Genomic DNA, 22,502 nt, shown 5'->3' with positions numbered 1-22,502 from the left:
AAGGTACGGTTTTGTCAGCCTAAACGGAACCTTAGCTGAAAACTTACTGACGCTTAATGAGATAAGATTTATTCAGCCCTTCAGCTGAAGAAACACCCAGTAAACAGAGCGCAAAGGTGAAGTCGCGCCTGAGCTGTCCAAACCAGGCTTCCAATCCTTCCCTGCCGTCCTGTATGACCGCTTTGATCACAGGCTGTGCCGCGGCCGCAAAATCTGCCCCGAGACAAAGTGCTTTGGCAATATCCAGGCTGTTTTTTATGCCGCCAGAAGCGATAAGCTGCCGGCCCGGTACCTTAAGCGCCGAAATCTGTTCGAGACAAACCACCGTTGGGATTCCCCAGTCATCAAAAAGACTGTTTGGATCCGAAGCGCGGGCGTTTTCCACACGGCTCCAGCTCGTTCCGCCGGCACCGGCAACATCTACGACTGCAGCACCGGCTTTGTAGAGCTTTGCAGCCACCAGCCCTGATATACCGGCTCCGGTTTCCTTCACCATAACAGGCACTTCAAGTTGCCTGCATAGTCGTTCAATGTTTTCTAAAACATGGCTGAAATCACGATCGCCTTCCGGCTGCATCAGTTCCTGCAAGGGGTTGAGATGTATGATGAGTGCATTCGCTTCAATAACATCGAGCATGCATTGAATGTCATCTCCCGTTAATTGCGGCAGCTGACATCCGCCAATATTCGCGGCGATAAATGCCGTTGGCGCTTTTTCCCGTGCAATCCGAAATGAAGCACGTTCTTCAGGACGCTCCAGCATAGCCCGCTGACTGCCAACCCCAAACGGCAGATTGCGCGATTCACAAAATTCAGCGATAATCTCATTCACAGCGACCGCTCCGCTGTATCCCCCCGTCATGGACGAAATAAAGAGCGGGAAGGAAAACCGTCTGCCCAGCAATTCCGCAGATACATCAATGTCATCCAGTGCAATTTCCGGAAGCGCATTGTGCAGGAAGTCGTATTGTTCAAAACCCGTTGTTTTCTCATAGTTGACATTACCGCTCACACAGAGCGATACGTGATCTTTCTTCCGGTTTTGAATCGACATGTAGTGCTAAGGCTGTAGATAAATGAAAAAAGGCAAAGCGAAATGCTCTGCCTGATTCTAAAAAACAGATGATTTGAAATAGCAAGCGTTCAGCCCGCCGGCTGTGCGTCCTGCCTGACTTTCTTTTCTTTTGGCTTGCGGTAAACCGGCACAAAAGAACAGGCTTCCCCGTACATCAGCCGGTCAGCATACGGAAGCAGGAGCTGTGTTGCAGTTGCATAAACCGACGGATCAAGCTCTTCATGGCTGCATCCTTTAAGGAGCACTTTTCTGCCATCGTACTGTGACCAATCATGTGCCCGAACATTTTGCAGCATGATGATAAGCTTAACCTGTTCCGGCGTGCCGTACAGCACCTTCGCCCCGACGGCCTGTGCGTGACTGCAAACCAACATATACGCCCAATGCGCAATAATGGCATCAGCGGAACAATAAACAGCGATGACGCTGTCTGAATAAGGCTCCCAGTCAAGATTTTGGAGCGCTTCGCGAAAATCTTTCTCGCGTAAGATAAGCTCCATATACAGATAGTCTTTCAGGTCAAACGCATGTACGGGGGTTTTGCCCCGAAACATTTCAAGGTCAAGTGTTATTAGTCCTGACTTTGCGACTTTGTTTTCAATCATGGTAGGTTTCAATTCTAAACAGCAAAAGATTCACCGCAAGAACAGGTACGACTTGCATTAGGATTTACAAAGTGAAATCCCTGCCCTTTCAAACCGTCGGTATAGTCAAGCTCTGTGCCAGCTAAGTACAGAAAACTCCGCATATCAACAACAATAGGAATACCCTGACTTTCAAACAGCTGATCTTTGCTGTTTTCCGAAGGGCCTTCGTTATCGAAATCAATTTTGTAGCTTAAACCGGAGCATCCGCCACCGGCAACACCAATTCTTAAAACAGCGCTTTCCGGACGGCTTTCCTGATCTTTAATCTCGAGAATTCGCTTTGCCGCTCTTTCTGTGATTGTAATGGCCATCGTTCAAAAAATGGATTGCTGTTGGGTTAAATGGTTTTCACCTCAATCTCAGGGTGGATTCGCCGAACCATGCTTTCGATAGCATAAAGGGTACCGGTTGTTGCTGTCGGACAGGTGCCACAAGACCCCTGATAATGAACTTTCAGTATGTTTCCTTCTAAACCGAGCACTTTCAGACCTCCTCCGTCAGCAAGCAAATAAGGCCTCACTTGCTCATCCAGCATCTGATTAATTTCAACAAGACGCGGATCATTCATAGCCTCTTTGCTAAGGTGAACTTCATCATCGTCTGTTTCAAGCACACCAATGGCTTCTGCTTCCCGTATCGGCGGGGCAAGCTTACGCAAAAGGTCATTCCAGTCGGCTGAGCCATCCTGCGTAACCGTCACATACTTATCGACATAATACACATTGATTACGTTTTCGATCTGAAACAGCTGACTTGCAAGCGGGTCTTTTTCAGCAAGTTCGGCTGATTCATAAGATCGGGTTACGCCTTGAGATATAGGGTCTTTGAGTACAAAGCGAATGGCGTTTGGGTTCGGTGTACGCTCTATTTCGGCTATTTTTGGCATATCTGATCTCCAAATGATTTTGGATACATTAAAATTTATTCGGTTGAAACTTCGTCTTTGTCCTTTAAAGCGGCATCGAGGGTGTGCCAGGCAAGGGTTGCACATTTTACACGGGCGGGTAAATCTCTCACCCCGGCAAAAACCTGCAGACGGCGCAATTTAGGATCATCACTCGGTTCCGCTTTACCTGTGGCCATGTCATGGAAACCGGTAAAAAGAGCTTTCGCTTCCTCGATGGATTTGCCCTTTACAATGGTTGTCATGATTGACGCAGAAGCTTTGGAAATAGCGCAGCCGTCTCCGACAAAGCTCACATCCTGCACCGTTTGCGCATCATCTACAAGCAAATAAACATCCAGCTTATCGCCGCAAAGCGGATTATGCCCCTTCGCAAAATGGGTGAAGTTTTCAATTTCCCTGTAATTACGCGGGCTTTTGTTGTGATCAAGAATGACTTCCTGATACAGATTCTTTGAGCGATTAGTCGTTAACATCGAAAAGCTCCGTTACTTTAAGCAGCGCTTCTGTGAGCATATCAATTTCCTCAAAAGTATTGTAGATGGACATCGACGCCCGGGTTGTTGCAGGAATGCAGAACCGATCCATGACAGGCTCAGCACAATGCTGACCCGTACGAACCGCTACACCTTCTCCGTCGAGAATGCTGCCAATGTCGTGCGGGTGCACGCCTTTGATCACAAATGAATTCAGCGACACCTTTTGGGGAGCTGTGCCTATCAGTCGCATACCGGGAACTTCGCCCAACCGCTTGGTTGCATACGCGAGAAGCTCATCTTCATACTTTGCCAGGTAGGTACGGTCAAGCCCGTTCAAATAATCAACGGCAGCGCCTAAACCGACTGCCTGTGCAATCGCAGGTGTACCGGCCTCAAATTTGTAGGGAAGCTCATTCCATGAAATATGGTCAAAAGAAACGCTTAGGATCATGTCTCCGCCGCCTTTGTAGGGATCCATTTCCTGAAGCAATTCTTCCCGTCCGTATAAAATACCTATGCCGGTAGGCCCATGCATTTTGTGCCCTGAAAAGGCATAAAAGTCTGCCCCGAGCTGATTAACATCAATCTGAAAATGACCAATGGCCTGTGCGCCGTCGATGACAGTGCAGATGTCGCGTTCACGGCAGATTTGGCAAATCTGTTCAACAGGATTCACTGAACCGAGTGCATTAGACACATGATTGACGCACACAACCTTTACATTGGGTTTCCGGACAAGTGCTGCGAACTGATCCATGTCGAGAGAACCATCATCCAGAACAGGTATGACTTCGATTTTTGCACCTGTTCGTTTGGCCAGCATATACCAGGGTACAATGTTGGCATGATGTTCCATATTCGAAATCAGTATGATATCATCCCGGCCGATGTTGCGATTGCCCCAGCTGTTCGCCACAAGATTTATCGCGTCGGTTGTGCCGCTTGTGAAAATTATCTCCTTCACGGATGACGCACCTATGAACGCACGGACTTTTTCCCGCGCACCTTCATATAAATCCGTTGCTTCCTGACTCAGCTGATGTACACCTCGGTGTACATTTGAGTGATGATAGGTGTGATAGGCTGAAACCGTCTCAATTACCTGACGGGGCATCTGCGTTGAAGCAGCATTATCGAGATAGACCAGCGGCTTATCGTGTATCTGTCTTTCGAGAACAGGAAAATCCCGCCGGATCTGTAAGATCCGGCCGGGAGTTGCCTTTGTATTTACGAGTGATTCGTTCACAGAATCGATTGTTTCGGGTGTTAAGCAGGGTTATGCCTGCGGCACGGCTTCATTGCCTGTGAAGTCAGCAACAAGAAGTGTCAGTTGTTCACGAAGGCTTTCAACCGGAATGTTTTCAATTACATCAAGCGCGTAGCCGTAGGTGAGCATTTGGACAGCTGTCTTTCGGCTTAAGCCCCGGCTGCGCATGTAGAACAATTCTTCATCGCTTAGCTGACCAATAGTCGCGCCATGACTGCATTTCACATCATCTGCAAAGATTTCAAGCTGCGGCTTGGTGAAAACATCAGCTGTCTCAGAAAGGAGCAGGTTGCGGTTTTCCTGAAACGCATCAATTTGCTGCGAATCTTTGCGAACAAAAATCTTTCCGTTGAAGACAGACTTTCCTTCGCCAAGTGCAATGACTTTATGCAGCTGATGACTTGTGCAATTGGCTTTAAGGTGATCTAAGGTACTGTGCGTGTCAGAAACCTGATTACCATCTACCATCACAAGGCCGTCAAGCGTAGCGTGTGCATTTTCAGCATCAACGAGCGAAAGCGGTTCATTGCGGAATAATAACGCACCACTTGAGACTGTGTAAGAATTATAATTGCTTCCGCGACCGAGCAAAGAAGCTACACGGCTGATGTGAATCGCGTTTCTATTCTCACGCTGTACTTTAATGTGATTCACATGCGCCTCATCTTCGAGTACCGTTTCAGATACTGCAGTGTTGAAATAAGGCTCAGTTCCCAGACCGATAAAATCTTCTACAACGGTCGCGTCACTGAAACGCTCCCCAAAAATAAATACGCGGGGAGCAGTTGCAACAGCCAGAGAACGCGCATCGGTGAGATTGAGAATATGCAGCGGCGCTTCAACTTTGACGTCCTTGGCTGTGTATACAACAATCACATCTTCCAATACTGCCGTATTAAATGCGGTGAAAGCATCGCGCTCGTAACGGGCTACATTCCCGAAGTGCGTTTCTAGCGCTTTAACAACAAACTCAGGAGCATTTTTCACAGAACCGGCGTAACATCCTTCGGGCAAAGCTGATGTCTCTGAAAGTGCCGGTACCAAAACACCGTTAAGAAGAACCAAGGTGGATTTGGCGGACTCCGGCATTAGAAAATCAGACACATCTTCCGCGGTTATTTCAGCGGCAGACGGCTGTACAAATGCATTTCTGTATAGCGGTTTAAGGGAAAGCTGCCGCCAGTCTTCGTCACGGGGAGTCGGAAAGGACCACTCCTGTACGTTTTTAACAGCCTTCTCGCGGGCTGTTTCTACAGGAGCAACGCCGGTTGACGTTACCGAAAAACCAGAGTGCAGCTCGTTCAAATAGGTTGATTGTTCAAACTGAACGGCGGTACTCATTTTACTTCTCCGTTTACGTGTGTTTCTTTAATTAGCCAGTCGTATCCCTGATTTTCAAGCTCATGCGCGAGCTCGCTGCCACCGGATTTAACAATACGGCCGCCCATCAGTACATGCACAAAGTCAGGCTTGATGTAGTTCAGAATGCGCTGATAGTGCGTTACTACCATGAATGCGTTGTCCTGACTGCGGAGCGCATTAATACCTTCTGAGACAATGCGTAGCGCATCAATATCAAGCCCAGAATCGGTTTCGTCGAGCAATGACAAACGGGGTTCCATGGCAGCAAGCTGAAGAATTTCGTTACGCTTCTTCTCGCCGCCTGAAAAACCGGCATTTACACTTCTGTCCAGGAATTTGTTGTCCATTTCGACAAGTTTGAGTTTGTCAGCGATATAATCCTCAAACTCAAGCGGGTCGAGTTCTTCCTGTCCGCGGGCTTTCCGGATGTTGTTAACGCTTTGGCGAATGAGCATAGCGTTGCTCACACCCGGTACTTCGACAGGATACTGAAAAGCAAGAAACAGCCCGGCGAGCGCACGCTCTTCGGGTTCCATCTCGAGAACATCTTCTCCGTCGAAGAAAATTTGTCCGGCAGTTACTTCATAAGCGGGATGACCGGCTACGACTTTGGCCAGCGTACTTTTACCACTGCCGTTTGGTCCCATGATGGCATGGACTTCGCCTTTATTAATTTCAAGATTGATACCTTTGAGGATTTCAATATCCTCACCCTCTACTTGTGCGTGTAAGTCAACTATTTTTAACACGATAGTAATTATTTATGATGATGGTTTGATAAAAAAAGATGAAGGGTACTGAAGCTCAGCGCCCTTCTTTAATAGTCAGGTTTGAATTAGCCTACGCTACCTTCAAGCTTGATACTCAACAGCTTGGTCGCTTCAACGGCGAATTCCATCGGAAGCTCTTTAAAGACTTCCTTGCAGAATCCGTTAATAATCAGTGAGATGGCTTCTTCTTCATCAAGTCCGCGCTGCTGCAGATAGAAGATCTGATCTTCACCGATTTTGCTTGTAGTCGCTTCGTGTTCTACAGAAGAAGTATTGTTGGCAGACTCAATAAAAGGGAAGGTGTGCGCCCCGCACTCACTGCCGATAAGCATGGAATCACAGACAGAGTAGTTACGGGATCCCTGTGCTTTCTTGCCAATTTTCACCAAACCGCGGTAGCTGTTTTGTGATTTTCCGGCTGAAATACCCTTAGAAATAATAGTGCTGCGGGTGTTTTTACCCAAGTGAATCATTTTGGTACCGGTGTCGGCTTGCTGGAAATCGTTGGTAAGCGCAACCGAGTAAAACTCGCCAATAGAATGATCCCCTTTGAGAATTACACTTGGATACTTCCAGGTAATGGCAGAGCCGGTTTCAACCTGTGTCCAGGAAATCTTGGAGCGCTCGCCTTTACAGATACCGCGCTTGGTCACAAAGTTAAAAATGCCGCCTTTTCCTTCTTCATCACCGGGGTACCAGTTCTGTACCGTTGAATACTTAATATCGGCATCATCAAGGGCTACAAGCTCTACTACCGCAGCATGAAGCTGGTTGGTATCGAACATGGGAGCCGTGCAGCCTTCCAGGTAGCTTACCTCTGCGCCTTCTTCCGCTATAATAAGCGTACGCTCAAACTGTCCTGAATCGGGATTGTTGATACGGAAATAGGTTGAAAGCTCCATCGGGCACTTTACGCCTTTGGGTACGAAGCAAAAGGAGCCATCTGAGAAAACGGCTGAGTTCAGGGCCGCAAAGAAGTTATCATTGGTTGGGATGACAGTTCCCATATACTTCTTTACAAGCTCGGGATAATCCTTCACAGCCTCGCTGATAGAACAAAAGATGACGCCAGCTTCTTTAAGCTTCTCTCTGAATGTGGTAGCAACCGATACGCTGTCAAATACCGCATCGACGGCTACGTTTGCAAGCATTTTCTGTTCTTCAAGCGGAATACCAAGCTTGTTATATGTATCAAGAATTTCAGGATCAACTTCATCAAGGCTGTTAAGCTTAGGCTTTTCCTTAGGAGATGAGTAATAGACGATATTCTCGTAGTCAGGCTTCTCATATTCAACATTCGGCCAGTCGGGTTCTTCCATTTCACGCCACTGCCGGTAAGCCTTCAACCGGAATTCAAGTAACCATTCGGGTTCGTCCTTGCGTCTTGAGATTTCCCGGACGATATCTTCATTCAATCCTCTGGGAAACTCTTCATATTCGACTTTGGTCGTAAAGCCATATTTGTACTTTCGGGATGCAGCGGTTTCTACCGCTTCTGCTTCAGTGAGTCTCGACATAATACCTATGCTGATTTTGGTAATGATTAGTTAGTAGCCAAACATACCTGCGTATGTTGCCGTTCAAATAATTTTCTGTGTTTCTCTTATGAAAAACAATTACTTAGCGCCCTTTACTATTTTTGTTGGGTCCAAATATACAAAAAAATCGAGTCTATGTCTAATCGGTCTAAATAAGATTAAGGCCCTGAAGCAACAATATTACCCGCAGTTCTGAAAGGCATTTTGGGGGATTACCGGGAAAATCTGAAAATGACGTCTTTTGTGAAAAACGGTCTGATCAGGAACAGCCCTAACTGCCTTAAAAAGGCTATCGCACCGGAAGTAGAAGCCTGAAAACGGACCCTTTCCCCTTTTCACTCACAGCAAATATATCCGCATTGATTACAGCTGCCAGCTTTTTTGAAACCGACAGTCCGAGCCCTGCCCCCCCAAAGCTTCGGGTTGTGCCAGTGCTTTCCTGAGCAAAGGGTTCGAAGATTTTCTCAATCGCATCCGGTTTTATGCCCACCCCGGTATCCTGGCACTCAATAAAAATGTAAGATCCGTTAATCCGACCCGCTTTAAAAGCCACATGGCCTTTCTCAGTGAACTTTACAGCATTCTGACCCAAAACATCCACTATGGTCTCAACGGCATAGGCATTCGTGTTTACGATAAGATCAGGTGCTGCCTGAAAGCTGAAAGACAAACCGGAAACCCGCGCCTGTTGCTCGATTTCCGGAAGAACCCGGTCCAAAAGCGCTGTAATATTTACGGGTGTCAGCGGATACTTCGACTTGTTCAGTTCCTTTTCTGCCAGCAAAAGCAGGTTATTGATGATCACCAACAGTTGCTCAGCTGACCTCTTGATGTTGTTTGCAAAATCTGCCATTTCCGGGTCAGCATCTTTCAGATATTGATCCAATATGGAAGAAAAACCAATAATGCTCGTCAAAGGGGTTCGCGTCTCATGGCTGAGATTAGATAACACGGATTCCTTGAGCGCATTGGCCTCGTCTGCACGCTGTTTCGCCAGCTGCAGCTGCCGCACTTCATCAGATTTCAGGGTGATATCCCTTACAAGCACAACCATACCATTAGAAATACCAATAATATTCCTGACCAAAGTGCTACTAATTCCGGCTACTATTCTGCGACCTGAATTCGTAATAAAAACATATCTGCCGTAATGACTGCCTTTCGATTGCGTATGGCTGAAAATGGTCTTTACGCCCCGTTCTTTAGCTCCTTCCTCTCTGTTATAAGGCCTTTCAAACAAATCATCAGTAGTCTTGCCTGCAACTTCATCATGACTTGTTTCAAGCAAATCCTGTAAACCCTTGTTTACATAAACAATCTCACCCTTAGTATTGCAAACCATCACACCGAATGGCAAGCTTTCAAACAGGTTTAGATAAGGCAGCAAAATATGCTCGGTAGCTGTGTTAAGAGTTGATGCCAGAACAGCACCCTGCAAGTAAACTTCGCCGCTCTCCTCATCTTCATGAATCGTTACGGTACCATGAAGCCTGAACACCGTCCCATCCCGCTTTACAAACTCACCGTCAACCGTTTCCAGCTGTTTTTTTTCTTTGAGCAGCTTAATAAACGCATCTCGCTCTGCCGGTAAATGGTAAAGGCTGTGAATATGGGAAACTGCCTCACCTAAGTCCGATGCATCATGGTATCCAAAAAAGCGGGCAAACGTGTCATTCACAAAAATGATCTCACCTGATTCATTTGTACAAAACAGACCCATTTTAAATGAATCGACGGAAGAAAGCTTTTTTTGACTATCAGAAGCTTTCGGATAAGGTCTCGCTGTAAGAAGGATAAAGTCTGCGTATTCTGAAGAAACCTGACTGAGCTGCATCAGCCCGGATGTAGTCTTGAGAACCAACGGTTCTCTTTTTTTCAGGCTTTGCAGGTCAACAATACTTTCTTTACCCGCTATTTTGATCCCTGATACCACAAGCCTTTCCGCCGCCTTATTGGCCCAAAGGACTTTCCCTTCCGCGTCAGCACACCAAAAGGGTTCATTACCGTGCACATGACCTATAGCCCCTTCAGCATGATTTACCGGCTCTACAAAGCACAGCCCCTGCGGCACACTTTGATGATGGAGCGGAATACTGCGCACTTCGTAACAACCTGACGCAAAACAAACAGGTTGCGCGCGCCCCAACAACAGAGATATGCGCATGGCAATCTCCAACTCCCGCAGCTCAGCAGCACAGAGTGTGTTCTTCAAAACCTCAAATGCTGAATTATACTCAGCGGTGATAGAATCGATCGTACCTTTACAGGCAGCAACTTTCACCGAAGAAAGCGTGATCAAGATTTAGGGCAATTATATAGGTGCAAAATTCAGGATATGTACTAATACAGACGACCATAAAAAGGGCTGAATGGGGATTGCGCACAATTACGAAAGCAGTATTAATACCACAAATATAGTACTTTACACTTGCTTTTGAAGCATCAAATTCGCCTTTTCAGCGCACATGCTTAATTCAGGCACTTTTACGCCAAGTGCTGTATATTTGGCTTTCAATTGTGCAATTATGACTATAAACCAAGAACCCCATTACTTACATGATTCAAAACAAGCTTATTTACCTAAGTATCTTCGTTCTGGCCTTTACGGTGTTTTCAGCCTGCGGCAGCGATGAATCCGAAACCGCGCCCGTACCTCAGTTCTCTCCGGTTGAGTGGAGCCGAAACGCAACCATTTACGAAGTAAATGTCCGTCAGTTTTCTGAAGAAGGTACCTTCCAAAAGGTCGAAGAACACCTGCCCCGCCTGCGTGATCTCGGCATCGATATTATCTGGCTCATGCCTATACATCCGATCGGAGAAGTAGAGCGCAAAGGAACCCTCGGCAGCTACTACTCAGTGAAAGATTACTTCGATGTAAATCCCGAGTTCGGTACCAAAGATGACTTCCGCTCACTCGTTGAAACAGCGCATGAGCTGGGACTCAAAGTCATTCTCGACTGGGTTGCGAACCACACCGCCTGGGATAACCCGCTCACAGAAACCAACCCTGATTTCTTTGCGCGAGATGAAGAAGGCAACTTCATGCCCCCTTACGACACCGACTGGAGCGATGTCATTCAGCTTGACTTCGACAACCCTGAAGTGCACGACTATATGATTTCAGCACTTCGCTACTGGGTCGAAGAATTCAACATCGACGGTTACCGTGCGGATGTTGCTTACCTCGTACCCTCCGAATTCTGGTTCCGTGCCCGTCAGGAGCTTGACAGCATTAAACCGGTTTTCATGCTGGCAGAAGCACATCACCCCGAGCTGCACCCTGCCTTTGACATGGGCTACTGGTGGGAAATGCACCACCTCTGGAACCGCATCGCTGCCGGTGAAGGTGAACTCAGCGAAATTGACGCCCTCATTGCCGATTTCCGCCGCGACTTCCCGGAAGACACCTACATGATGAATTTCATCACCAACCACGACGAAAATTCATGGGCCGGAACCGAATTCGACCGCCTCGGCGATGGCGTTGAAACCTTTGCAGTTATGATGAGCCTCATGGAAGGCATGCCGCTCATCTACAACGGGCAGGAAACAGGTTTTGACCACATGCTCGAATTCTTCGAAAAAGACCCCATCGTCTGGGATTTCGACAGCCCCTTCACTGAATTCTATACCACCCTCTTTCAACTGAAGCGGCAGCATCCCGCCCTGCAAAACGGCACGGCCGGCGGACCCATGGAGCGCATCAGCACCACACAGGATGAGGCCATATACGCCTTCAGCCGCAGCCGCGACGACGCCCATGTTGTTGTCGTACTAAACTTCTCCGATCAGGAACAACTCTTTGAAATCACAGGCCCGATTCCCGGCCAAAGCTACACCGAACTATTCGGACAGGAAGACAGCATGGTCACTTTCCTCAACCTCCAACCCTGGGAATACCGCGTTTTCGTGAGCTCCAACTAACGCAGCAAAACCCCATTCTTCACAAACCCAAAGCCCGCAGCGGATTCCCGTTGCGGGCTTTTTGCATTCAGGTCAACCTTAACAGACCTGCCACAAGCTTGTATGCCACACCCGATACTTTTTTTATTTGGGGGGAAACTCCGTGAACATCACGGTCTTTCGTAACAGATTGTGAGATCCCAAATCAAAGATGAATGCGTTGCTTTTTTTCAGGGAACATTATGTCAGTATTACAGTGCGTCGCTGATTTTGTGTTGAAACGGAATGAAAGCACGGAAAGGATAAGGAAGACAGTGGAACGCAGTTTCACAAAAAAACGGGCCATCTCGAACAACGGGGCATGGCAGCGTTGCAAACAAAGCCCCGGCAACGCGTCCTGCCCCGGCAGCCCATCGAAGCCCCACGGCGTCATCCCGGAAACGCCCACTTAGGTGTATCATTATCAACGCCATAGCTCAACGGCGTTATCCGGGATCTACCAGCTTCGACCTGCGACCATGCCTGTTGCAGCCCTGCAAAAGCGAACCCACGCATTTCAGCACAGGCATCCCAAACCCGCTATCACATCGCGGCGGCTCCCGCTTGGTAGATCCCGGATAATGCTGCACCTCTTTTCGTGGTGGTAAAAAAATGCCGGATTGCAGCATTTCCGGGAGGACGGGCGTCTGGGAGTCGGGCTTGAGACAGGGCTGGACTGAACCGGGTCAGGACGCGGTTCAGGATAGGGAAGCTGATTTCAAAAAATCCCGTTCATCCTGTATTCCTAAAAATCCTGTTCAAAAACAAAGAAGCGGCGAAAGCCAATCCGCTCAAATCCCGCCCCATCCGCAGTCCCATTTCGCGGCCTTGGCTTGCCGTGTTTTTAGACCTCAGAGAGCAGGCTCGTAATGGCCGACATCAGCACGATATCAGAAGCGGAGCAACCTCTCGACAGGTCGTTCACCGGTTTGGAGAGTCCCTGCAGGATGGGGCCGAGCGCAACGGCGCATCCGATCCTTTCTGTGATTTTGTAGGCAATGTTGCCCGCATCAAGGTTCGGGAAAATGAAGACGTTGGCCGCGCCTTTCAGCGGAGAATCGGGCGCTTTGCGAAGCCCGATTTCCGCAACGTAAGCGGCATCAAACTGCAGTTCACCATCAATCAGCAGTTCAGGATGTTTTTCGCGCACCATTTGCAGGGCTTCGGTTACGAGCGCTACCCGCTCATGCTTTGCACTGCCTTTGGTCGAAAAAGAAAGCATGGCAACTTTAGCCGCCTCACCGCTTAGCTTCAGATGTGAAGCAGCAGCGTCCGCCGCAATGCCCGCAAGTGTAGGCGAATCAGGATAAGGAATGACACCGCAGTCGGCGTAGGTCAGCTGTCTTCCGTCCTGAAGAATCATCAGGAAACAGCTCGAAAGCATGCCGCCTTTTTCACGGACCCCGACCGTTTGCAGGGCTGAGCGGATGACATCTCCGGTCGTATGAACGGAGCCGGCAAGCGTGCCGTCGGTCAGCCCGGCATCCAGCATGAAATTCGCAAACCAAAGCGGCTGCCGTACGGTATCGGCCGCAACTGCCTCCGTCATACCTTTGTGGCGCCGGCGCTCAAAAAGCTGATCCGCAAAAACAGACAGGTGCTCACTGCCTTCAGGCTGCGCGATCTCAACCGCCGCGGGCAGGCTGATTCCGGCCGCAGAAGCTGCCTTCCTGATTTCGCCCTCATCCCCTATCAGCACCGGCTTGCAGATGTTTTTATCTGACAGCTCCGCTGCGGCTGTAAGCACACGAGGATCGCTTGCTTCCGGCAAACCAATGCGCTTTTGAAGCTGTGCAGATTTATCAAGAAGTTCCTGAATGGGTTTTTGCTGTAATTCAGTCATGTTGTGCTAAGGTTTAGTAGATTCGTCTAAGGTTAAAAAAATTATTCACCACTGGTTTTTTGTTTCGAAGCTGTCTAAAACACAACCAGCAGCAAAATAGCGGCAAGTGCAAGGGCAATGCCCGCGAGTTCTTTGCGCGTAATATCATCCTTCCAGAAAAGATATCCGGTGAGTGCGCCGCCTGCCACAACAAGCATATTGACGACCGCATAGACCACACTTGCATCGTACCAGGCAAAGGCCTGTATCAGAAAGACCGATGAAAACAGGTTGGGAATCCCCACCCCTGCTCCAAGCATGACCTCTGAGCGGCTCAGCTGTTGCAGCTGTCCCTGCCGCAACGATGTCGCAATACCGATAAGTAGGGAAAAGAAAAAAATAGCGCTCATCAGATGGGCCTCACTCGCAACCGCACTCATCTCTTCTTCAAAAATTTTGAGAGACGCATCCGCCGTGCCGGAAAAGATAAAGATCAGCAGCAGTAAACCCGCGCTGCTAACCTGTGTTAAACGCAGCTTCACCCTGCCGGAAATCAGCAGATACAAGGCACCAAAAACAAGCAGAATGCCGGTTACCCGGCTCAGCGTCAGCGCCTCCCCGTACAGCACAACGGCAAGCAGCAGGGGCAGCAGCAGCGACATCCGCATGGCCGCAATGCTTACCCCAAGGCCGTTCTGATGAACCGAGCGGCTGAACAGAAAAAAATTGGCAATAAAAATGAAGCCGATAAAGGCGCAGAAAAACCAGAACCAAAGCGGAAAGTCCGGCCATAGCGACACCTCATTCCGCACATTCAGCACCAGCGCACTCGAAAAAGCAACCGCATAATTCACCGTAAGTACGTTCAGAATGGAGTACCGGCGCAGCTCGCCCAGCTTCAGCAGGTTAGCCAGCAGCACAGAACAGCCAACGCTCAGCAAAATCAGCACAATACCCATAGCGGCTGTTTAGGAACGAATGGTGACCACGATGTTGAACATGATGTCCTGATCGGTTCTCGGGAATACGCCGCTCGAACGCGGAATGAGCTGATTGTAGCGGTACTCGAAATTGGCACGTATAGTCTGCGAGAAGGTGTACCCAATGCTCGGAGTGATTGAAAGCCGCGCATCGCCCCGCTCGGTTGGCTCGGCAGGCTCGTAGAAGTTTACATCCCGCACAATCTCTCCGGCAGGTCCCCGGAACACATCCCCGAGATCGCTGTTGAGCGCATAGGTTTTGCGGAGATCTTCATTGTAGGAGACGTTCAGATTGAGATCAAGCGTGTTCTGAAAACGGCGCATGAAGGGCAGCCGGAAGCCGCGTGCGCTGTAGCCCATAGAGACCGCAAGACCCTGCGATTCCTGTTCCACCACATTGTAGTTGGAAAGGCTCAGGCTTGTGTTGCGGGAGCGGTTATAGTTGATTGTACTGCGGATTCCGTTTGTGAAGGTCATATTGACCCCAATCAGCGGCTGAAAGGCGCGGGTGAGGGTGATGGAATTGGGCTCAAACTCGGCCCGGAAATCTGCGGCCTGAAAATCCCCGACCGGACGGTTGACCGCGGCCCCTTCATCAGGCAGGAAGCGCCACTGAAGCCGGTAAGTCGATGAATAGTTGTGCGTGAGCGTCATACGGTTGATGTAATTCCGCAGGAAGCCGATCCGGCGCTCCCATCCGCCCCAGTTCACGCGCCAGGTTGGCATGGGAAAAGGCATGTAGTTGCGGGAATCAACCGTACCGCCGAGACCGGCAAGGTAGGCGGCCCTGAAATCCTGCCCCAGCGTATTGGGACTTAGGAGCGTCCCTCCGCCGTCTTCCGGACTCATAATAATGTTGCCGGTCTCCGGAAGGTTATCAAGTCCTATTTGAAGCTGCCTGCGGAACAATGAGCCGTAACCGCCCCCGAAGGTCCACACGGAAGTTTCCACCTCACCGCTAAGGTTAAACTGTGTTGACACAGAATCAATAGCTACGGTGAGAGAGTTACTCTGATTCTCCCGCCAGGTGATATTCCAGTCCAGATCAATATTGAAATCACGGAATGGCGTCACGCGGGTTCGAACCCGCATATCATTGTTTTCATTGAGCGTGCTTGAAAGGCTGAACACCTGCGTTTCATCCTCGGGACGCACCAGCTCAGCCAGCGGAATCTGATTGGAGAGTCCGAGACGATAGCCGAAGCCGGGCGCAAAATCATCTTCTTCTCGGTCGCGGAAAGCGCCGAGCAAAGACGGACCGCCGGCATAGCCCGAATAACTCGAAGTTCGGGTCGTGCGGTAGGTAATGTCGAGGTTTTGCATACTCACAGTTGAGAGCAAAATCTGACGCAGCCGGTAGGTCAGGTTCTCTGAAAAATCGCGGCCTTCGGGCTCTTGTGCCTGTTGCTGACGGTTGGCAATGCGCCTGAGATTAGCAGGCATTTCCGGCGGTTCTTCTCCCCTTTCGAGGGCCTGTTCCACCGCGCGCTCATGCCTGCGCAGGTCACGTTCCTGCTGCCTGCGGTCCCTGCGCTGCCGCGCCTCGGTTTCCCTGCGCCTGAACTCAGCTTCGTTGGCCGAAACCGCCGCATCATAAAAAGGAATGCGGCGCAGCAACTCCTGCAACCGTATGCCGAGGGTCTGATCGAGGGTGAAGGTGTTTCCGACCGTAGAGCCCAGGCCTGAACCCTGCGGGGAATTACGCCACTGAAATCCGCCCTGATAGGTGCTCTGATAGGTCATCCAGCTTAGCGGGCGAATCTGATTAAAACGGGGCCGCCAGCTTGCGTTGTAGTTTTCCGTGTAGGATTCCCGGCGCACATCCACATCCGAATCGAACAAGGCGTCGCTGAGCACATCAAAAGTTGGCCTGATGTTGTATATCAGCGAATCCTGCTCCGAAAACACCCGCGAGATGTCATCGAAGTTGTACTCGGTTCGGGTGTTCATTCGCAGGCTGATGGGCGGGGTGATGTCGTAGTCAATAGCGAAGGTGTTCACGTAAGTGAACTGATGTTGCTGCTGAAGCGCGAAAGGATCCTGATCATCAAAAGAGCGGCGCTGAAGCTCGGAGTAACGGCGGTCGATTGTGTGCGAAGTCGTTATGCTGCGCGGCAGATAGGCAAGGCGGAATCCCGAGATGAGATTGGCCACGGGCACATCTTCCAGAAACCAAAGCGGTCGCAGGGTTTCTACCGACGCAAACCGCAGGTTGTAGTTCAGGCTTGTGTTGTAGTTCCAGCGGTTGTCGAAAGCATTGTTGGGGTTGCTCGCTTCCGATGTTGTGTAGTTGTAGCTGAGGGTGATGGGATCAACCAGATTGCGAAGCAAGAAACTGCGGGAGTTGTTCTTGGTGAGGCCGGTCACGTTAATCGAGTAACTCTCACTCCGGGTCTGAATTTCGGCCAGGCGGTCACTGATAATGCGGTCGCGCTCGTCGGGGTCCGGCACATCGTTTTCGATGGCACGTCTGAAATCTGAAAAACGGATATCCCCTTCTCTCGGCAGGAAGCGGGGGGTTGAAACCGAATTGCGGGTACTCAGGTTTACGGGAATGTTCCACCCGTAGGCCTCCGGAATGAAACGGTGCAGGTTAAGGGTCGTGCTGAGGTTGTAGCTTGTTTCATCGCTTTTGCTGCGGTCAATCATGCGCGAGTCAATCGCCCCGAACCCATCCTGCCGGTGGCTCATGGTCGCATTAAAGGTCGCAAAATCGGCCATTTGAATGCGCGCAGAAAGGTTGCCCGCCCAGGCCCGCTGATTGTCAAAGCCGGATACCCGCAGCTCGTTTACCCATAGCTGTGCATTCAGGTTGGGTACTCCTGCGCCATTTCTGCGATTGCTCTGCTGCACCGAACCTACGTTTGCGTCCCCCCTCACCCGCGGACGCCCTTCCGCATCAATACCGCTTTCGTGCGGGTTGCGAATGCCGATACCAATCTCCGTAATCCGGTCAAGCGACGGATTCCCGACAATGGCCAGGGTTGCGCCGGGTACAGCATCCCGCAAAATGTCGCTCCGCTCGTATTTGGTCTCGGGATCAATACCGTCAATATTCCGCAGCTGTTTGAGCTCATTGAAAGTACCCAGCACGATATTCATGCTGTTTTCTTCGGGTATCCACACGCGCAGGGCATCTTCAAGCAAGGCCGCATCACGCCCGGAACCGGCACCTACCGGATTGAACGCGATGGTTGTATCGGTGGGCGTCACCGGCTGACGATACTCGTAGTAGTTGTTTTCGAGGTTGCTGCCGAGGCGGAGCACAAGCTCCACATCTTCGCGGTTTTCGAAGCCTTCCCCGTGCACAAACATCCGCATGTTCGAGTAATTAACCAGGCTCAGGTTCCCCGGATAAACGCGGCTGATCATCCGGATGTCCTGCGATTTCAGGTTTTGAACTTCGAGTACCAGCGACTGCTCATTATCTACAATGGTTTCCTGCTGCCCGCGAATGGTAGAGCGAATGGCCCCCGGCGGAATCCGGTAGGGCACCGGCGTACGGGAGGCGTTTTCCTCAAAATTGATGGTCGATATATCAAAGATGGTCGTCTCATCTTCTACATTACCGATGTTGGCTTTCCGCCAAAGGTTACCCACAAACTCGAAGGTTGCGAAGCGCAGGGTGAGGGGCTCCCGATAGCCGCTCATCCACATGCGGATATGCGTCACCCGCTGCAAATCCTGAATATTGCCCACCTCCCGCACAAAGTCACGTAGCGGAATACGTACCTGATACCAGGGAGCGACGGTGCCGGGAGCGTCCTGACGATCAACCACATAGTTCTGCCCGACAGCCAGCGAAGTCGTATCCGCCGGATTCATGCGGAACTCAAATTGATAGAACGAATTTTCGGTGTTGACCACGGCAGGGTTAATCAGACCTTCTGAATCCGGGCGGTTGGTTACGGCGCGCTGCGAGCCCTCGCTGATGGAGTTGCCCTCGAGATAGCCGTACATGCGGTAGAATCGCTTATGCAGGGGCAAACCGCGCACATCCGCGTTGTCGTAATACACATATTCATCATTACTCGGATCATTCAGAATGGCCTGCAAGCGGTCCTGATCGTTGCTGTAGGCCTGCTGCATGGCGGCAATAAAGTCTGCAAAAAGCGTCTGCTCATTCAGTCCGTCATTGCCCGCACTCGGAATACCGTCAAGCCCTACATCTTCCCGGTTGATGTTGGCAACCGAGAACTGCCCGTTAAACTCCACAGGAGAATTCAGCACATAGGAACGGCCTTCAGAATCGACCCGCAGGTTGTTTTCCCGCTCGTACAAGCCATCTTCGGTATTGAGGGTGTTGTTGGGTATAACATCTTCACTCACAGTCCCGATATCAAAAAAGATGGTACCGTCGTAATCGGCAGGATTAAAGGAAGAGGGTGACCTTCCCTCTGGCAGAACCGGCTGTACCCAAAACTCAAGATATTCGATGTTCTGCTGGGTGAAGTCGCCGAGCCCTCCCGGAAGCACGGCGGTAAATCCACCCCAGGTTTCGTCCGGGCGGTTCTCGAGCAAATCGCGCAGATCCATGTTGTAGTTGTAGGGACCGCGTTCGCGCGGGTTATAGAATATATCCAGCGTTTGGATGGTGCGCTGATCCTGTGTGCTGATTTGCCGGTTTGGGAATACGTCTTCCACGAGAACCTCCGCAGATTCCGGGAATGACAAGCCGCCCCTGGAGATGGTGGAAGGGATCATGTACCACGAGAACTGCGAGCGGTAATCTGAGCGGATGGCCCGCACCGAAGTTGCCTGCGAGGCATTGCCCATGTCCGGATCAAGTGCGGGCAGGGCGTAGGGGGAGGCTGCAAGGAACCAGCGACCGGGATTCAAAAAGCTGATGGTGGAGCGGGAGCCCTCGAAGTCGTCAATAAAGGCAAGACCGTTTTCTTCATCCGGGAAAAGCTCACCGCGGTTGATGGCCCGCTGCACGGCACTCGTTTGCGCAACCCCGGGACGAAGCTGTGCCCATTCGCCGCTGATATCAATGGTTGAGGGTGCCCGGGTCTGCAGCAAGGGCATGGCATTGAGAGCACGGGTGAGCCAGGGCGCATCAAAGCGGGCACTTGCGTCAAACCCGATAATGGTGTTGTTGATGGGCTCATCCCCGACCGGTATTTTATCCTGAATCGGGCGCTCGTTGAGTCGGAAGAAAGTCCCCCCGAGGCGGATGTTGTCGGTAAAATTATACTGCGCCCGCACCCCTGTAAACGTTGTTTGCTGAATCTGCAGGAGCTGATTGCTCTCGTACTCCACCTCAATGTTCTGCCCGGCCGAAAGATAGGCGCGGTTGGTGATGACGATATTCCCGAGGATGTAATCCACCTCATAATCAACCCCCTCCGTAAGCTCAATGCCGTTAGCACGCACACGAACGGAGCCGGGAATCAGTCCGAAGCCCAACATGAAGCTGTCTGAGACACCACCCCTTGCAAGTCCGTTGATCCGGTATATCGCATTGCGTGAGTTTTGCCCCGCATTGCTGGGTCGTGTCGTGTACAGCTCCGTAAAAGCAAAGCGCTGTATGGCCTGCTCCTTTTCTTCCGGCGGAAGGTTGGAAGCATTGATGATGTCCACAATCCGCTGCCCGAACGGTTCGAGATAGGGGAAAATAATGCGCCCGGCCCGGGGATCAAGCGTAAGGGTGTTAAAGTCAATTTGGTTGTCAGGCGTCGGATTCCCCTGCGCGTCCACGCGGTCAAGACCCAAATCCTGCAGAAGCACCGTGTTCAGGCCCGGAATGTTGACCTGATCGGTCGTGCCGCCGGTGTAGAAAATATCAAGCTCGAGATTATCGCGGGTGAGATTGCTCGTGTTCAGCGAATAAATATTCCGCATGGTAAGCGGCCATGCCCGGCTGTTGGAGCTCTGACTTGAAGGGCGAAGCAATTTCAGAAAGAGCCGCTGACTCGAACCCGTGCTCGGATCACCTACATAGACAATTTCGCCACTGGGATCGCGGTACGAAAAGGCAACGGCAAGGGCCTGACGGTTGTCAAGGCGGGTACGGAGTAAAGAAATGTAGCCAAGGGTCTGATTGACCTCGAAGTCCACATTTTCAACCAGCGGGATAAAAATACCTTCTTCAAATTCATCCGAAGCTACCCCGAGATCTTCTGCCGACACGCCTACCGTGGGGTCGCGAAACGGCTCAAGCTGCCCCGCAGGAAAGCGGTCTAAATTTTCATTGGGCGGCAAAAAGCCGTTTCCGCTTTCCACCGTACCCAGATCAAGCAACGCAATTGCCGGCACGCGGCCTTCCACATCGCTCGATGAAATATCAAGTGCATACACTTCAATATTCACAATATCAAAAAGCCGGCGCGGATTGAGCACATCCGCCATAATCCCTTCAAACTCCTGACGCGAGAAAAAATCCAGGAAAAAGTGCCGGTCGTTTTCATAGGCATTGGGCGCGATATTAATGACCGATTCCTGCGAGCCTCCGCTGATGGTTTCAGTTTGCGAATCACTTTCCTGCTGCGAGATTACCGTCGTGATATCGAGCGCGCCAAATTTGGCTTTGGCCTTAATGCCGAAAAGCGATCCACCGCCCCGGATCAGCCGGTTGCCGGTTTCCATGGTCACGTTACCGAGCTCAATGCTCTGGATGATTTCATCCTCATACCCGGTATATAAAATGTTGAGCCGGTTTTCGAACTCAAACTGCCGCTCCGTATCCCAGTCGGTTGAAATGGTAAGCTTGTCGCCTATGGTACCGGCAATATTCAGCTTCAGGTTCTGGTCAAATTTGGGATCAACCCTGCGCTGCTGATCAGCGGGAAGTGCCGGATCTTCCGAGTCCGAAATGGACACCCCGATGTTCATATTGGCTGAACCGGTTACCCGCAGGTTCACCTCCGGGCGACCAAAAATGGTGGTAAAGGCCGAGCTTTGTCCGCCCGGCACAGTAATCCGGAAATCAAGCACCCCGCGCCTGCGCTCCCGACGAATCCGGTCTTCGCGTATCAGCTCCCGGAACTGTGTTTTTCTGTGATGGGCTTTGTGCTCTGCAGCGAACTGCTCAAAGGTGTAGCGGTTATCAAAGGGAATGCTCAGGTTGCCGATGGTTCGCCGCACATGGATATCGCCTGACAGGCTGTCGCGCTCAAACTGCGTGCGGTCTTCCGTGTTGCGAATCTGAAGCAAGCGCGGGAGCTGTCGCGGAAAGGCATCGGACGCAATCGAAGTGCGGGGGTGCGGAAAAACGTTGGCGGAGTCGCGGGCAGCCGGTGGTGAGATGGGCAGAAGCGTAGTGTCGGCGTCCGCGGTGGAAAAATCTGCTGCCGGGGCTTCAAGCGTATCCGCGGTGGCGGTCGTCAGCTGTCGTTTCCCGCTAAACGCTACCAAATGCCGTTCGGGGTAGAGATCAGGCTCGGACTGCGTCTGGAAAAATACATGCGCTGCACCTGAAGTCTGACCCACAGCTTCAACCGGAAAAATCCCGGCGAACAGGATGGCCCACAATCCCAGGACAAGCATTAAAAATCTGTGCTCAGCAATCTGCACGCAAAAAGGTATTGTTATTTGGAAGGTGTAAATGCAGCCGGTTCATGTGCACAGCGCCTTAAACTAAAAAAGGCGACGTATCGCCCCTGAAATATAAAACGACAAGCACTGTGCGGATCCATAAACCTTGAGAAAAGCCGGTTGTTCCGGCAAACGCGTAACAATATATCGAATAGACTGAGACTGATTTTCTGGTGTGTG

Annotated in this window: 14 protein-coding genes; 1 reads left to right on the top strand and 13 read right to left on the bottom strand. The window is 50.7% G+C overall.

Annotated features, from left to right (window positions below; translation table 11 throughout):
• Nucleotides 1-43 precede the first annotated feature (43 nt).
• From fni to CYPRO_RS07915, 10 genes are all read right to left on the bottom strand, one after another.
• Nucleotides 44-1,054, bottom strand: a complete 1,011-nt coding sequence (gene fni, locus CYPRO_RS07960) for a type 2 isopentenyl-diphosphate Delta-isomerase (RefSeq protein ID WP_114984110.1) — start codon at nucleotides 1,052-1,054, stop codon at nucleotides 44-46.
• Nucleotides 1,055-1,143: 89 nt separating this feature from the next.
• Entirely contained in the window at nucleotides 1,144-1,680 is a 537-nt protein-coding gene (locus tag CYPRO_RS07955) for a DUF2480 family protein (RefSeq protein ID WP_114984109.1), read from the bottom strand.
• Between the two features lie 14 nt (nucleotides 1,681-1,694).
• Nucleotides 1,695-2,033: a HesB/IscA family protein gene (locus CYPRO_RS07950; protein WP_114984108.1), complete on the bottom strand. Its 339-nt coding sequence runs from the start codon at nucleotides 2,031-2,033 to the stop codon at nucleotides 1,695-1,697.
• Nucleotides 2,034-2,059: 26 nt separating this feature from the next.
• Nucleotides 2,060-2,608 carry a NifU family protein gene (locus tag CYPRO_RS07945; RefSeq protein WP_114984107.1) on the bottom strand — a complete coding sequence of 183 codons (549 nt, stop codon included), beginning with the start codon at nucleotides 2,606-2,608 and terminating at the stop codon, nucleotides 2,060-2,062.
• Between the two features lie 35 nt (nucleotides 2,609-2,643).
• On the bottom strand, nucleotides 2,644-3,102 hold the full coding sequence (sufU, locus tag CYPRO_RS07940; protein WP_114984106.1) for a Fe-S cluster assembly sulfur transfer protein SufU: 459 nt from the start codon (nucleotides 3,100-3,102) through the stop codon (nucleotides 2,644-2,646).
• Nucleotides 3,089-4,351 (bottom strand): cysteine desulfurase, encoded by a 1,263-nt coding sequence (locus CYPRO_RS07935; RefSeq protein WP_114984105.1) that lies wholly within the window; start codon nucleotides 4,349-4,351, stop codon nucleotides 3,089-3,091. Before CYPRO_RS07935 ends, sufU begins: the two co-directional genes overlap by 14 nt.
• A 30-nt stretch (nucleotides 4,352-4,381) precedes the next feature.
• A complete protein-coding gene (gene sufD / locus CYPRO_RS07930; protein ID WP_114984104.1) occupies nucleotides 4,382-5,713 on the bottom strand; it encodes a Fe-S cluster assembly protein SufD in 1,332 nt (443 codons plus the stop codon).
• Nucleotides 5,710-6,483 carry a Fe-S cluster assembly ATPase SufC gene (sufC, locus tag CYPRO_RS07925; protein ID WP_114984103.1) on the bottom strand — a complete coding sequence of 258 codons (774 nt, stop codon included), beginning with the start codon at nucleotides 6,481-6,483 and terminating at the stop codon, nucleotides 5,710-5,712. The genes sufD and sufC overlap by 4 nt, the downstream gene beginning before the upstream one ends.
• A gap of 86 nt (nucleotides 6,484-6,569) precedes the next feature.
• Nucleotides 6,570-8,021 (bottom strand): Fe-S cluster assembly protein SufB, encoded by a 1,452-nt coding sequence (gene sufB / locus CYPRO_RS07920; protein WP_114984102.1) that lies wholly within the window; start codon nucleotides 8,019-8,021, stop codon nucleotides 6,570-6,572.
• Between the two features lie 310 nt (nucleotides 8,022-8,331).
• Nucleotides 8,332-10,341, bottom strand: a complete 2,010-nt coding sequence (locus CYPRO_RS07915) for a PAS domain-containing sensor histidine kinase (RefSeq protein ID WP_114984101.1) — start codon at nucleotides 10,339-10,341, stop codon at nucleotides 8,332-8,334.
• A 257-nt stretch (nucleotides 10,342-10,598) separates the two neighbouring features.
• Between CYPRO_RS07915 and CYPRO_RS07910 the strand changes: the two genes are divergently transcribed.
• Nucleotides 10,599-11,966 (top strand): alpha-amylase family glycosyl hydrolase, encoded by a 1,368-nt coding sequence (locus CYPRO_RS07910; protein ID WP_114984100.1) that lies wholly within the window; start codon nucleotides 10,599-10,601, stop codon nucleotides 11,964-11,966.
• A gap of 862 nt (nucleotides 11,967-12,828) precedes the next feature.
• On the opposite strand, the gene pta is transcribed toward CYPRO_RS07910, so the two are convergent.
• From pta to sov, 3 genes are all read right to left on the bottom strand, one after another.
• A complete protein-coding gene (gene pta / locus CYPRO_RS07905) occupies nucleotides 12,829-13,827 on the bottom strand; it encodes a phosphate acetyltransferase (RefSeq protein ID WP_114984099.1) in 999 nt (332 codons plus the stop codon).
• 74 nt (nucleotides 13,828-13,901) lie between these two features.
• Nucleotides 13,902-14,765: an EamA family transporter gene (locus tag CYPRO_RS07900; protein WP_114984098.1), complete on the bottom strand. Its 864-nt coding sequence runs from the start codon at nucleotides 14,763-14,765 to the stop codon at nucleotides 13,902-13,904.
• Nucleotides 14,766-14,774: 9 nt separating this feature from the next.
• On the bottom strand, nucleotides 14,775-22,274 hold the full coding sequence (sov, locus tag CYPRO_RS07895) for a T9SS outer membrane translocon Sov/SprA (protein WP_114984097.1): 7,500 nt from the start codon (nucleotides 22,272-22,274) through the stop codon (nucleotides 14,775-14,777).
• Nucleotides 22,275-22,502: the final 228 nt, after the last annotated feature.

Origin of the sequence: Cyclonatronum proteinivorum (genome assembly GCF_003353065.1) — a bacterium.
GTDB classification, from domain to species: domain Bacteria; phylum Bacteroidota; class Rhodothermia; order Balneolales; family Cyclonatronaceae; genus Cyclonatronum; species Cyclonatronum proteinivorum.
The sequence above is the reverse complement of the archived record's forward strand: the minus strand, read 5'-3'. Positions and strand labels throughout refer to the sequence as shown.

Bases quoted from the DNA above. Each gene is read 5' to 3' on its own strand.
- CYPRO_RS07955 (WP_114984109.1), bottom strand. From the start codon at position 1,680: ATGATTGAAAACAAAGTCGCAAAGTCAGGACTAATAACACTTGACCTT.
- sufB (WP_114984102.1), bottom strand. From the start codon at position 8,021: ATGTCGAGACTCACTGAAGCAGAAGCGGTAGAAACCGCTGCATCCCGA.
- sufU (WP_114984106.1), bottom strand. From the start codon at position 3,102: ATGTTAACGACTAATCGCTCAAAGAATCTGTATCAGGAAGTCATTCTT.
- sov (WP_114984097.1), bottom strand. From the start codon at position 22,274: ATGCTTGTCCTGGGATTGTGGGCCATCCTGTTCGCCGGGATTTTTCCG.
- fni (WP_114984110.1), bottom strand. From the start codon at position 1,054: ATGTCGATTCAAAACCGGAAGAAAGATCACGTATCGCTCTGTGTGAGC.
- CYPRO_RS07910 (WP_114984100.1), top strand. From the start codon at position 10,599: ATGATTCAAAACAAGCTTATTTACCTAAGTATCTTCGTTCTGGCCTTT.
- CYPRO_RS07900 (WP_114984098.1), bottom strand. From the start codon at position 14,765: ATGGGTATTGTGCTGATTTTGCTGAGCGTTGGCTGTTCTGTGCTGCTG.
- CYPRO_RS07945 (WP_114984107.1), bottom strand. From the start codon at position 2,608: ATGCCAAAAATAGCCGAAATAGAGCGTACACCGAACCCAAACGCCATT.
- CYPRO_RS07950 (WP_114984108.1), bottom strand. From the start codon at position 2,033: ATGGCCATTACAATCACAGAAAGAGCGGCAAAGCGAATTCTCGAGATT.
- pta (WP_114984099.1), bottom strand. From the start codon at position 13,827: ATGACTGAATTACAGCAAAAACCCATTCAGGAACTTCTTGATAAATCT.
- sufD (WP_114984104.1), bottom strand. From the start codon at position 5,713: ATGAGTACCGCCGTTCAGTTTGAACAATCAACCTATTTGAACGAGCTG.